Annotated in this window: 9 protein-coding genes; 7 read left to right on the top strand and 2 right to left on the bottom strand. The window is 70.0% G+C overall.

Going from position 1 to position 13,298, the window contains the following annotated elements:
• Window positions 1-21: 21 nt before the first annotated feature.
• Together FZ938_RS21170 and FZ938_RS21165 are read right to left on the bottom strand one after the other, a co-directional pair.
• On the bottom strand, window positions 22-2,529 hold the full coding sequence (locus FZ938_RS21170) for a CHAT domain-containing protein (RefSeq protein ID WP_149200420.1): 2,508 nt from the start codon (window positions 2,527-2,529) through the stop codon (window positions 22-24).
• Window positions 2,530-2,621: 92 nt separating this feature from the next.
• Window positions 2,622-3,890: a hypothetical protein gene (locus FZ938_RS21165; RefSeq protein ID WP_174756981.1), complete on the bottom strand. Its 1,269-nt coding sequence runs from the start codon at window positions 3,888-3,890 to the stop codon at window positions 2,622-2,624.
• Window positions 3,891-4,239: 349 nt separating this feature from the next.
• Between FZ938_RS21165 and FZ938_RS21160 the strand changes: the two genes are divergently transcribed.
• The 7 genes from FZ938_RS21160 to FZ938_RS21130 all read left to right on the top strand — a co-directional run bounded on the left by FZ938_RS21160 (window position 4,240) and on the right by FZ938_RS21130 (window position 13,298).
• Window positions 4,240-5,532, top strand: a complete 1,293-nt coding sequence (locus tag FZ938_RS21160; protein ID WP_149200418.1) for a glycosyltransferase family 4 protein — start codon at window positions 4,240-4,242, stop codon at window positions 5,530-5,532.
• A gap of 136 nt (window positions 5,533-5,668) precedes the next feature.
• Window positions 5,669-6,745: a UDP-N-acetylglucosamine 4,6-dehydratase (inverting) gene (pseB, locus tag FZ938_RS21155; protein WP_211101136.1), complete on the top strand. Its 1,077-nt coding sequence runs from the start codon at window positions 5,669-5,671 to the stop codon at window positions 6,743-6,745.
• Window positions 6,745-7,992, top strand: a complete 1,248-nt coding sequence (locus FZ938_RS21150) for an aminotransferase class I/II-fold pyridoxal phosphate-dependent enzyme (RefSeq protein WP_149200417.1) — start codon at window positions 6,745-6,747, stop codon at window positions 7,990-7,992. Before pseB ends, FZ938_RS21150 begins: the two co-directional genes overlap by 1 nt.
• Before the next feature lie 208 nt (window positions 7,993-8,200).
• Window positions 8,201-9,778 (top strand): flippase, encoded by a 1,578-nt coding sequence (locus FZ938_RS21145; protein ID WP_149200416.1) that lies wholly within the window; start codon window positions 8,201-8,203, stop codon window positions 9,776-9,778.
• Window positions 9,779-9,934: 156 nt separating this feature from the next.
• Window positions 9,935-10,231 carry a hypothetical protein gene (locus FZ938_RS21140; RefSeq protein ID WP_044553747.1) on the top strand — a complete coding sequence of 99 codons (297 nt, stop codon included), beginning with the start codon at window positions 9,935-9,937 and terminating at the stop codon, window positions 10,229-10,231.
• Between the two features lie 72 nt (window positions 10,232-10,303).
• Entirely contained in the window at window positions 10,304-12,700 is a 2,397-nt protein-coding gene (locus FZ938_RS31395; protein WP_149200415.1) for a calcium-binding protein, read from the top strand.
• A gap of 7 nt (window positions 12,701-12,707) precedes the next feature.
• Window positions 12,708-13,298 (top strand): IMPACT family protein, encoded by a 591-nt coding sequence (locus FZ938_RS21130; RefSeq protein ID WP_149200414.1) that lies wholly within the window; start codon window positions 12,708-12,710, stop codon window positions 13,296-13,298.

Raw genomic sequence — 13,298 nt, 5'->3', positions numbered from 1 at the left:
GCGGAGACATGCCACCGGCCGTCAGAGACGGGCATCGCCCCCCATCAGGGCGAAAGGTGCCCAGTAGAAGGGATGGGGGAAGCGCTGCCGGACCGCCGTCTGGCCGGCCTGCAAAGCCTCCTGCGCCGAGGCGCCGGATTTCAGGCGGCTGTAGAAGGTCTGCATCAGCAGCGCGGTCGATTCGTCGGCAACGTTCCAATAAGTGGCGACGACCCCACCCACCCCGGAGAACATGAAGCCGCGGACCAGCCCGATCAGGTCGTCGCCCGGCGATACGTCGCTGAGACCGGTCTGGCAGGCGCTGAGCACCGCCAGCGACGAGTCCAGCCGCATGCCGTAGAGGTCGCCGACCGTCAGATCGCCGGAGTTGTCGCCGGATGGGCTGAACAGCAGGCGCGACGCCAATGGATCGGCCGGCTGGAACAGGCCGTGTGCGGCGATGTGGACGAAGGCCTTGCCCTGCGCCGCGCTGCGGAACTGGTCAAGCGTGGCCTGACCGCGCAGGAACAGGTCCGATTTGGGATAGATATGCGCGATCGCCTGCGCCTCGGCCTCGGCTCCCGGGAGGTTGAGGCCGGCCTCGCGCCGGGCGGGGTTGCCGAAGATCGCGCCGCGGCGGTCGGCCGCGCCTGCCGTCATGCCTGGCCGGGACCGCGTTGCGACCAGCGCGCTGAGGCTGGGCGCCATCCGGATCGCGCGTTGGGCGACCAGCGGGCCGCCCGCGCCGTCAATGGCGGCGAACGGGACGTAATGGAGCGGACCGTGCGGGACGATCAGCAGCTTCTGTCCGGACGCGCCGGCCAGCACCGGTGTCAGCACCGCGTCGCCGAGCGCGCGCGCGGCGGCGGAATAGCCGGTGCTGGCCGGATCCGACAGCTGCTTGAGGAATTGCAGCACCAGCGTCCGGACCGGCGGCGTCCCCAGATCGACCGTGCGCGCCGTTCCGGAAGACAGGACGAACGCGTACCAGTGATCTCCGACATTGTAATAGACGACGCCGGCCTCTCCCGGCTGGAGGACCGCCGTCAGCTCGGCGAAGCGGAAGGGAACGGCGCTGACCAGGGGGGCCAGGCTGGGCGACCGGCTGCGGATGCGGCCGTTGGCGGCGCGGATCGCCGACAAGGCGGCATCCGTACCGCCGCCCGCAGCCCCGCCGTCGCCACGCAAGGCGATCGTCGAGAAAGAGGCCTGCGCCTCGTCGAGTTGGGCGAGCAGCTGGCGCGCCTCCCCGACCGGCAGGTCGTCCGGCGCGAAGTCGCGCCGGCTGGACAGCATGTCGACCAGGACGCGGCTCTTGGCGCGCTCCACCACCTCCAGCGCCTGTTCCTGCCGCCCCTGGCGGAGCAGCCCGTCGACCAGATCGCCATAGAGCTGCTGCTTGTCGAGAGCGAAGGCGATGCGGCCGTCTTCGCTGAGGATGGTCGCGCGCGACTGTTCCACCACCTCGGCGGCGGAGCGGAACAGCGACAGGGCGCCGTCCCGGTCGCCGGCCTGCTGGCGCAGACGGCCCAGCCGGTACATCGCCGCCCAGTGGACGTCGCGGTAGGCCGGCAGATCGGGGAAGGCCAGCAGCCGGTTCAGCCGGTCGACCGCCATGGCGGTCCGGCCGGTTTCGGCCATGCATTGCGCCGCCAGCATCTCCACATAGACATTGGCGGCCGGCGCGAAGGAGAAGTCGCCGAACCAGCCATAGCTGAAATCGTCGAAGACATCGAGGCGGAACGGGGCCTTGTTGGCGCTTGCGCCACCAGATGGGTTGGCGTTTGCGCCACCAGATGGGTTGGCGCTTGCGCCACCAGATGGGCTGGCGCTTGCGCCAGCGGAAAGGGCGGTCAGACCGTAATCGGCGAGCAGCCGCCGTTCCGGGTCCTCCAGCAGCCGCAGGGACTGCCCGCAGTCGCCGGCCGCGGCGTAGAGCGAGGCCGCGTAGAAGACGGGGCGGGGCTTGAACTGCCTGCCCAGCAACGCCGCGGCGTCGCGGGTCTCCGCGGTCTTGCCGAGCCGGGCCTGGGCGAGCGCGCGCACGTAACGGGCTCCCTCGTTCTGGTTGCCCTCCAGTTCGGCGACGGCGTCGCCATAGCGCTGCTGGGCCAGGGCGAACAGGGCGCGCCTGCCGCGCACCTTGCCGATCAGGGCGGCATCGCCGTTCCGTGCGGCGCGCACGGCCAAAGTCTCGTTGCAGAGCTGTGCCCTGCCGAAATCCTGCAGCTTCAGCCGCACGTCGCAAAGCAGCGACAGCTGTCCGTCGCTGAGCCGGTCGGCCGGCACATGGTCATAGCGCTCGCGCAGCGCCGTCAGGCGGCCGTCGCGCAGGTCCGCCAGATCGGTGTCCGACAGGTTGGCGGACGCCTTCAGCTCTGACTGGCTGGCGATGTAGTTCACCGCCATGACGCCACCGCCGCAGCCCGACAGCGCCGTTCCCAGCAGAAGGCCGAGCAGAGGACCCAGCAGCGCGAGCCGGCGGAAAGGCGGCGTCGCCCGCCCGGCGGGACCGGTGTGCTTGGAGGCGAAGAGGGTGAAAGGCGGCATGGCGGTGCTCCTGAAGCCGTTCCGGATGGGGCCAGGTCGAGGTTTCCCGCGAGGCCGGCACGGTCCGGCCTCGCGGGAAACCCGGTTCCGCGTCAGAAGCGGTAGCCGAAATTGGCCTTCAGAGCGTTGTAGTTGTTGCCGTGCGTGTAGCTGACGCCGAGGCGGAAGGAGTCCCAGGACTGGCCGTCCATGGTCGGGCGGGTGCCGAACAGCAGGCCGACTTCGTCGTAATGCTGCACATACAGCTTGTCGCCGAACATGTGGGTGTCGGTGACGTAAGCCTGCCAGGAGGTCGGCCGGTCGAACATCGTGAAGCCCAGCGGCCCTTCGACGCTGACGCCGTTCTTCAGCGCGGTGTTCTGCAGGTCATAGTCGATGCTGACGTCGCCGATATGGAGCTTCTGCGACCGGTAATAGCCGACGCCGTTGCCGATCGTGACCTTGAGGTCGCCGGTGTAGATGTTGTAGACGCTGGTCAGATCGCCCGAATACAGGAGCGCCCCGGCGCCGAGGTCCAGCGAACCGGCCGCGCCGACGCGGGCGGAGGGGACCAGATACCAGTTCTCGGCAACCGGGAAGCGGAAGCCGAGGCCGAGCGAGGCCTGGCCGGAGTTGGCGCCTTCGGTGCGGACATAGGTGATCGGCAGGTCGACGGTGATGGCGTAGCGCGGATCGCTGAAATAGTACGAGTACTTGATCGGGATCGTGGCGATCTGGCTGGTGTAGCCGCCGGACCGCGCGACGCCGACGTCTCCGCCCACGGTGACGAGGTTGGGCACGGCCACGAAGCCGCCCTTGCCGTCCGGCGTCCCGGTGGGATCCCCCAGCGTGCCGAAGCCGGTGGCGTTGCCGAAGGTCTGCTCGCTCATGCGGCTCTGAAGGCTGGCCGGGTTGCCGGCCACCGGATCGACCGGCGAGTTGGCGACGAGCGACTTCAGCATCTCGGTCAGGAGGCTGGACCCCTTGCCCTTGAGGAAGTCCAGCAGCTGGTCCTGGCTCTGGTCGCGGGTGGCTCCCCGGAAGGTGATGTCGATGCCGGCCGACGGCACCTGGAAGCGCAGCGCGGTGGAGTTGAGCGCGTAGGACGCCGTCGCCGGAAGGCCGCGGACGTTCAGCGTCACGTTGGCGGCCGACACGCTGGTGTAGTTGCTGAACACGGAGCGCAGCCCGGCATTGTCGAGCTTGTTGGCCATGTCCTCGATGGCGTTGAACGTCACCGAGCCGCTCTGCGAGACGCCGTTGGTGCCGGTGACCGTGCCGCTCAGCCCGAACAGCTCGGCCGCCCCCGCTGGCATGCCGCCGCCGAGCATCGCCGCGGCAACCGCACCCCCCAGGCCGACGGCAGCCTTGAGGCGTTTCAACGAAAGAAATTCCATTTTCAATGCTCCCCCAACGCATTCAATGATAGAAACCTGTACTTAAGCAATATGCATAATGGCAACAAAAATCCGTGTAATCGTTGTTTGGATAACAGCCCGGAGGTTGCAGGAGGGTGCAGGCTGGGGTGATTTCGCGGCATCTCGATGACCATTCATTTCCACGGTTTTTTTGTGCAGCCTTTTCCCGTTCGCTTTTTCATGAAGAAGCCGTTCCGGTCTGATCGCAGTCAGATTGCGGCCAGATGCGGGAAACCCCATTCCCCATCGACAGCGCCGCCGGATGGTTGCAGGCTGTCGCCCCGCTTCTCCGTCTTCCGGGCATTGTTTTTCCATGCGGATCCTGTTCGTCCACCAGAACACCCCTGGCCAGTACAAGCATCTCGTCCGCCATTTCGCGGCCGACCCGGCCCATCAGGTCGCCTTCATCGGCAAGGTCCGGCGCGAGCTGCCGAAGGGCGTGCAGATGGCGCTCTACCGGCCGACGCGCGAGCCGGGGGAGGGCACCCACCCCTATATCCGCATGTTCGAGGGGCAGGTCCTGCACGGGCAGGGCGCGGTGCGGGCCGGGCTGGCCCTGCAGAAGGCGGGCTTCACCCCCGACGTGATCTGCGCCCATCCCGGCTGGGGCGAGGCGCTGTTCCTGAAGGACCTGTTCCCGGACGCCCGCTTGCTGCTCTATTGCGAGTTCTTCTATCGGGCCGACGGGTCGGACGTCGGCTTCGATCCGGAACGGCCGGTGACGCTGGAGACGCGCTGCCGCATCCGCACCAAGAACGCCTCGCTGCTGGCCGGGCTGGAGGCGATGGACTGGGGCGTCAGCCCGACCGAATGGCAGCGGCGCCAGCATCCCGACGTCTTCCGCCCGCGCATCTCGGTGATCCATGACGGGGTCGACACCGCGGTCTGCCGGCCGGATCCGGCCGCCACCGTCACCCTGCCCGACGGCCGGACCCTGTCGCGCGAGGACGAGGTGGTGACCTATGTCGCCCGCAACCTGGAGCCCTACCGCGGCTTTCCCACCTTCATGCGGGCGGCGGCGGAGCTGCTGCGGCGCCGGCCGAAGCTGCACATCCTGGTGGTGGGCGGCGACGAGGTCAGCTACGGCGCGCCACCGGAGGGGGGCGGCACCTGGCGCGAGACGATGTGGCGGGAGACGATGCTGGACGCCGCCGGCAGCCCGCGGCCTGAGGCGGCGCGGCTGCATGTGCTGGGAAAGCTGCCCTATGAGGACTACCTGTCGGTCCTGCGCGTCTCGCGCGCCCACATCTACCTGACCTTCCCCTTCGTCCTGTCCTGGTCGATGCTGGAAGCGATGGCCTGCGGCGCCGTCATCGTCGGGTCCGACACGCCGCCGGTCGCCGAGGTGATCGAGGACGGGGTGAACGGGCTGCTGACCGGCTTCTTCGATCCCATGGCGCTCGCCGACCGGGTGGAGACGGTGCTGGACGACCCGGATCTGCGCGCCGCCCTGTCGGCCGCCGCAAGGATGACGGCGGTGGAGCGCTTCGACCTCGCCACCGTCTGCCTGCCGGCGCAGATCCGCCTGCTGGAGGACGTGCAGGCGGGGAGGCTGCCCTCCTGTCCGCCTGCCGGGGGCCTTGCGCCGGGGGACGGAGTGAATTAACCCGATCGTCAGAAAGCACCGGCTACGGTCGGGGTTCATTTCGATCCCGACTTGGCGCCCGCCCCGGACCATCCGGAGCGCGGGAGGTCTCCCGGCGGTTTCGAGCGATGCGGACCTTCAACGGATGGAACCGGCGGTGACGACTCATTCCAGCAAGGCCAGCGGACCCGAGGGATGGACCCCGGACGGGGCGGACGGAGGTCTGGAGGCGGGGTTGCGCATGCTGGACGGCCGCTCGGTCCTGGTGACGGGGGGGACCGGCTCCTTCGGCCGCCGCTTCGTCGAGACGGTGATGCGCCACGCCAAACCGCGCCGGGTCATCATCTTCTCCCGCGACGAGTTCAAGCAGTACGAGATGCAGCAGCACATGCCGGCGGAGTGGGCGCCGACGCTGCGTTACTTCATCGGCGACGTGCGCGATTGCGAGCGGCTGAAGCTGGCGATGCGCGGCGTCGATTTCTGCGTCCATGCCGCGGCGCTGAAGCATGTGCCGGCCGCCGAATACAACCCGATGGAGTGCATCAACACCAACGTCTATGGGGCGGAGAATGTGGTGCGGGCGGCGCTGTCGGCGGGGGTGCGGCGTGTCGTCGCGCTGTCGACCGACAAGGCGGCCAACCCGATCAACCTCTATGGCGCCAGCAAGCTGGCATCGGACAAGATCTTCATCGCCGCCAACAACCTGTCGGGCACGCTCGATATCCGCTTCGCGGTGGTGCGCTACGGCAATGTGGTGGGATCGCGCGGCAGCGTCGTCCCGCTGTTCCGCAAGATGATCGCCGAGGGGGCCGACCATCTGCCGGTCACCGACGAGCGGATGACCCGCTTCTGGATCACCCTGCAGCATGGCGTCGATTTCGTGCTGTCCTGCTTCGCCATGATGCAGGGCGGCGAGATCTTCGTGCCGAAGATCCCGAGCATGCGCATCGCCGACCTCGCCCGCGCCATGGCGCCGGATCTGCCGCAGCGGATCGTCGGCATCCGGCCGGGCGAGAAGCTGCACGAGGTGATGATCACCGAGGACGATTCCCGCCAGACCTACGAGCTGGCCGACCGCTACGTCATCGAACCGACTTTCACCTTCTGGCAGCACGCGCCATACGAGCGGCTGAACGCCCGCCCGGTGACCGACGGCTTCCGCTATGCCAGCGACGGCAACGACGACTGGCTGGACGGCGAGCGGCTGCGCCGCCTGCTGGCGGAAGCGCCCTGATGACGGACCCCCTGCCGGCGGAGTTACCTTTCCTCCCCTATGGCCGCCAGTCGGTGGAGGAGGAGGACATCGCCGCGGTGGCGGCGGTGCTGCGCGGCGACTGGCTGACCCAGGGGCCGGCGGTCGCCGGCTTCGAGCGGGCGTTGGCCGCGCGGGTCGGGGCGGCCGAGGCGGTGGCCTGCGCCAACGGCACCGCGGCGCTGCGGCTGGCCTATGCCGCGCTCGGCATCGGGCCGGGCGACGCGGTGGTGGTGCCTTCCAACACCTTCCTCGCCACCGCCTCGGCCGCCCGCCATGCCGGGGCAGAGGTCGCCTTCGCCGACGTCGATCCCGACAGCGGCCTGATGGGGGTGGTCGAGGCCGAGGCCGCCATCGCCCGCGCCCGCAAAGCCGGCTGGCGCGTCCGCGCGCTCGCCCCCGTCCATTATGCCGGGCAGACCGCCCCGATGGATGAACTGGCGGCACTCGCGCAGGCCGAAGGGCTGGCGCTGGTCGAGGACGCCTGCCACGCCATCGGCACGGTTGATCTGTCCGGCGGCCGTGAGGTGCCGGTCGGCGCCGGCCGGCCGGAGGTGGAGGCGGGGTCGCTGACCGTCTTCTCCTTCCACCCGGTCAAGACCATTGCGGCGGGGGAGGGCGGGGCGGTCACCGGCAGCGATCCGGCGCTGATGGCGCGGGTCCGCCGCCTGTGCAACCACGGCATGATGCGCGAGCCCCATGCTGGGGAGGGCTTCGCCGATCCCGAGGCAGCACTCGACGCGGAGGGGAACGCCAACCCCTGGTACTATGAGATGGCGGAGCCCGGCTTCAACCATCGCCTGTCCGACATCCACGCGGCCCTGGTGCTGAGCCAGCTCGGCCGGCTCGACCGTTTCGTCGACCGGCGGGCGCGGCTGATGGCGCTCTACGCCGGGCGGCTGGCGCCGCTGGCCCCGCTGGTGCGGCCGCCGGCCCTGGTGCCCTGGTGCCGGCCGGCCTGGCACCTGTGCGCCGCCCGCATCGACTTCGATGCCGCGGGGCGGACCCGGTCCGCCGTGATGGCGGCCCTGCGCGCCCTGGGCGTCGGCACCCAGGTGCACTATATCCCGGTCCATCGCCAACCCTACTGGCGCCGCCGCTACGGCGACCCCGTCCTGCCCGGCGCCATGGCCCATTATGCCCACACGCTGTCGCTGCCGCTGTTCCCGGCCATGGCCGACGGCGACGTCGACCGGGTCGCCGCGGCGCTGGAGCGGGCTCTGTCCTGACGGGTGTCCTATCGGCCATCCGTCGGGACGTTCAGGATCCACACCGTTTCATCCAAGCGATTCCGTTAGCGTTTTGGACAGGATGGACGGATAACAATGGCGTCGTCAGGACGGCATAGGCCTAGGTCCAACGGCTGAAGAGCCGCATGGCCGGGGTCGGGTCATCCCGAACGCCGCTCCACAGTGTTTCGCGTACGGACCTTCGATTTTGCTTCGCAACACGCTCTGGAATCTGCTCGGCGAGGGGCTGCCCATGGCGGCGGCCCTGCTGTCGATTCCGTGGCTCATCTCCGCCGTCGGGATGGAGCGCTTCGGCGCGCTGACCCTGATCTGGGCGCTGCTCGGCTATCTGGGCGTGCTGGACCTCGGGCTGGGACGGTCGCTGGTCCAGGTCGTCGCCGACCGGATCGGGCATGACGCGGAGCACACCAACGGCTCTGCGAACACCGCCAGCAGCTCTGCGAATACTGCGGGCATCGCCGGGCCGGCCATCGCCCTGATGGGCGCCATCGGCCTCCTGACCGGCGGGGTGGTGGCGCTGGGCGCCGGGCTGCTGGCCGACCGCTTCCAGCTGGAGACCGGCACCTCGCCGGACGAGATCCGGCTCAGCCTGCTGGTGGCGGCGGCCATCGTGCCGATCGCGCTGATCTCCGCCGGCCTGCGCGGCGTGCTGGAGGCGCACCAGCGCTTCCGCCCGATCAGCCTGGTGCGGATGACGGTGGGGGTGCTGAATTACCTGAGCCCGCTCTGCGTGCTGCCCTTCAGCCAGAGCCTGGTGCCGGTGATCGCCGCCATCGCGGTGGGGCGCTTCATCGGGCTGGTCGGCTACGGCATCCTGGCGGTGGGCCAAGTGCCGGACCTGCTGCGGCCCGGCCGCTGGGGCCGCCCGTCCCTGCGCGGGCTGTTCACCATGAGCGCCTGGATGATGCTGAACAATCTGGTCGGCCCGGCGATGCTCTATGCCGACCGCTTCATCCTGCTCAGCCTCGTTCCGGCGGCGATGGTCGCCTTCTACACGACGCCGTTCGAGCTGCTGTCGCGGCTGATGGTGATCCCCGGCGCGCTGTCGCTGGCGCTGTTCCCGCTGGCCTCCAGCCTGTTCCGGCGCGATCCGCCGGCGCTGGGCCGCATCCTGGACGCCGGCGGCCATCTGACGCTGGCGGTGTTCCTGGTCATGCAGGCCGCCACCATCGTCGGCGGCGAGACGGCGCTGGAGCTGTGGCTGGGGCCGGCCTTCGCCGCCAACAGCGCGTCGGTGCTGTCGATCCTGATGCTGGGCGTCTTCTTCAACGCCACCGCCTATGTGCCCAACACCCTGATCCAGAGCGTCGGGCGGGTCGACGTGACCGCAAGGCTGCAGATGGCCGAACTGCCGGTCTATCTGGGCGTGCTGTGGCTGCTGGCCGAGCGCTATGGCGCGACCGGCGCCGCCGTGGCCTGGAGCCTGCGCACCGCGGTCGATTGCGGGCTTCTGCTGGTTCTGCTGCCGCGGCTGGCGCCGGGAACGGGGGCGGTGGCGCTGACCATCGGCCTGCGCGCGCTGCTGGCCGGTGCGGCCGGGCTGGCCGGGCTGCTGGTCGGCGGGCCGGTGGGGGCGGCGATCAGCCTGACCGGGTTGCTGGCGGTCGGGCTGGGGGTGGCCGGCCGGCTGCTGCGCACCCGGTCGTGGGAGAAGCTGGCCGCCCCGCTGCGCAAGACGCGGCCGGCCGCCGCGCTGCCCGCGCCCATGCCCACAGCCATAATGAACGGGCGGGCCATCGACGGAGCGGCGGCGGACCGTCCGTAACATCATCTCATGGGCGTAGCCGGCGAAGCCGGCGGGGGCATGGCCGGCGGGGGCCGGCCGCGCTCGACCGCTGCGGCGCGCAGGTGGTTCCTTTGCCGCCGGAAATGCGCTATGTGAGCGGAAACTCTGTGCAACGCTGGTTGGAGTTCGAAGGCCATGGCCGAGGGTACTGTGGACTATTACGCGATGGTCGAAGAGGCTTGGCAGCTCAGCGACACCGCGCGCGACTATGTGAAGAACGCCGGCCGCGAGGTGGACAACACCGAGCTGTGGGAGAAGGTGTTCGCCTCCTCGCCGCTGATCGACCTGGAGCGCACCCGCGCCGAAGGCGGCCAGCCGCTGCAGAAGATCTTCTTCAAGAACCCCTACGGCCTGCAGTACCGCGCCGACCACAAGGACTGGATCCCGTTCCGCCACGGCGCGCTCGACCCGGCCTATCTCCAGGTCATCTGACCTGGTTCATCCGGCCTGATCGGCCGGGCGGCGCCGCCTTGCGGCGCCAGGGGGGCGGCTAGGGGGGCGTGCATGGCGCGGCTGGTGGCGGGGCAGGGCTTCGCCCTCGATATGGACGAGTCCCGGCTGGCGAACGGGTTCGTCGCCGACGCTTTCACCACCCTGCCGGATGCCGCCTCCATCGCCGCCGGGACCGGCAGCCAGACCGTCACCCGCACCGTCGCCGGGCGGGCGCATGCCGCCACGCTCGACTATGCCGCCGCCGGCAGTGGGGCGGCGGCGAGCGTCCGCTTCACCGGCCTGACCGACCGCGACGGTGCCGGCACCCTGCGCTACCGGATCGAGGGGCTGAATGTTCCGCTGACCGGTGGGACGCTCGACCGGCTCGGCGCCCGGACCTTCCAGCAGATCGACGGCTTCGTCGGGGCGGACGGCAACGACAGCGTCTATCTGGGTGTCCCCGGCGGGCGCAGCTTCGACGGCGGCGGCGGCACCGACCGCGCCATCTATACCGCAGATCCGCGCCGCTATGCCCTGCAGGGCGGCAACTACCGGGCGGAGACGCCGGTGGTGGTGGCGCTCGACGGCAGCGGCCGGCGCTATGCCGTGGTGTCGAGCCGCAGCACCGATACCCTGACCGATGTCGAACTGCTGACCATCGACGGCCGCACCGCCGCACCGTCTGCCTTCGCCTTCGACGCGCGCAGCTACCTCGCGGCCAACCGCGACCTCGCCGTCGCCTTCGGCGACAACACGATCGCGGCGGCGGCCCATTACGCCTGGAACGGCCGGAACGAGGGGCGCAGCCTCGGCGGTTTCGACGGGCTGAGCTATCTGGCCGTCAATCCGGACGTGCTGGCGGCGGTCGGCGTCGATGCCGAGGCCGCCCGGCAGCATTATCTGGTCTATGGCGCCCGCGAAGGGCGGACGACCGGCTTCGACGCGCTGGGCTACCTCGCCTCCTATCCCGACCTGATCGCCGCCTTCGGCACCGACAGCCGGGCCGCGACCCTTCATTATTTGAGCTTCGGGCGGAGCGAGGGGCGCGGCATCACCTTCGACGCGGCGGCCTATCTGGCGGCCAACGCCGATGTGGCGGCGGCGACCGGCGGCGACACCACAGCGGCCGAACTCCATTACCTCGTCTTCGGGCGGAACGAGGGCCGGCCGCTGCGGGCGACGCCCCGCCTGTCCGGGGCGGCGGCTCCCGCCTGGGCGGCGGATGCGCTGTCCAGGCAGGATGCGCCATTGGGTGCACCGGTCGTGGTGACCGGAACGACCGGCAACGACACGCTGAGCGGCAGCGCCGCCTATGATGCGCTGGGCAACCCGATCACCGACGCGGTGGACGGGCTGGGCGGCATCGATACCTTCGTGCTGACCGGCGCGCTCGCCTCCTATTCGCTGTCCATCGACAGCAACGGCAACCTGCTGGTCAGCGGGCCCGACGGCACCGACACGCTGACCGGCATCGAGTTGCTGCAGGCCACCGACGGGGTCTATCCGGTGGGGTCGCTGCTCGGCTTCTCCCAGCCCTCGCTGACCGGGCTGACCGTCTCGTCCTCGGCCTCCACCGGCAACGATTATCTGGTTGGCGGGATCATGGGCGACGCCATCGGCGGCGGCGCCGGCAACGACACCATCGCCGGGCTGACCGGCAACGACACGCTGTTCGGCAATGCCGGCAACGACGTCCTGCTGGGCGGCGACGGCGCCGACCAGCTGGAGGGCGGGGCGGGCAACGACCTGATGTTCGGCGGGGCGGGGGACGACCTGATGCGCGGCGATGTGATCGACGTCGTCGGCAACGACACCCTGCTGGGCGAGGAGGGCAACGACTGGCTCGACGCCGGGGCCGGCAACGACTGGCTGGACGGCGGCGGCGGCAACGACACGCTCTATGGCGGGCTGGGCAGCGACGTGCTGCGCGGCGGCAGCGGCGACGACGTGATGTTCGGCGACGTCTATTCCGACCGCAGCCACGAGATCTCCGTCAACGCCAGCGACACGACGACCACCTACGAGGACGTGCTGCTGGGCGGCAACGGCAGCGACACGCTGATCGGCGGCTATGGCGCCGACCTGATGGACGGCGGCGCCGGGGCGGACGTCTTCTCCATCCGCAACCTGACCGAATCCACCCTGGCCGCCCCCGACGTCATCCTCAACTTCAACGGCGCCGTCGTGGCGGCGGAGGCGCTGAAGGGGCTGGCGAGCTATGCCACCGTCGGTGCCGAGGGCGACCGCATCGACCTGTCGGAGATCGACGCCATCACCGGCACCACCGACAACGACGCCTTCACCTTCATCGGCACCGCCGGCTTCAGCGCGGCCGGCCAGCTGCGCTATCAGGCCTCCGGCACCGTGACGCTGATCGAAGGCGACGTGAACGGTGACGGGACGGCCGATTTCCGCGTCCAGGTCAACATCGCCAATTACAGCTTCTCCGCCTTCGACTTCGTGCTGTAGGGGGGAGATGTTCACCCTCGTCAGGACCGAACGGTTCGAGCAGGAGATCAAGAAGAGCCGCTTCCTGGCCCAGGCCGCCCCGGCCGGCAGCGAGGAGGAGGCGCGCCGCTTCATCGCCGAGCACAGCATGCCGGACGCCGGCCACAATTGCTGGGCCTTGCGGGTCGGCGACGTCTATCGCTTCAGCGACGACGGCGAACCGGGCGGGACGGCCGGGCGGCCGATCCTGCAGGCCATCGAGGGGCAGGAGCTGGACCGGGTGGCGGTGGTGGTCAGCCGCTGGTTCGGCGGCATCCTGCTGGGGGCGGGCGGACTGGTGCGCGCCTATGGCGGCACGGCGGCCAGCTGCCTGAAGGCGGCGGAGCGCGAGCCCATCATCGCCTACGCCACCCTGTCGGTCGCCTGCGCCTTCGCCGACGAGGCGCGCATCCGCTCGGCGCTTGGCGGCTTTCCCGGCACGCGGGTGGAGACGACGGGCTTCACCCCCGACGGGGTCCAGCTTCACGTCACGCTTCCCCGCGACCGGGCCGACGCGTTCATCCGGCTTGCCGCCGACATCTCCCGCGGGCAGGCGGTGGTGGAACCCGCCGGGGAGTGA

Source organism: Azospirillum oryzae (assembly GCF_008364795.1).
GTDB lineage: Bacteria > Pseudomonadota > Alphaproteobacteria > Azospirillales > Azospirillaceae > Azospirillum > Azospirillum oryzae.
The sequence above is the reverse complement of the archived record's forward strand: the minus strand, read 5'-3'. Positions and strand labels throughout refer to the sequence as shown.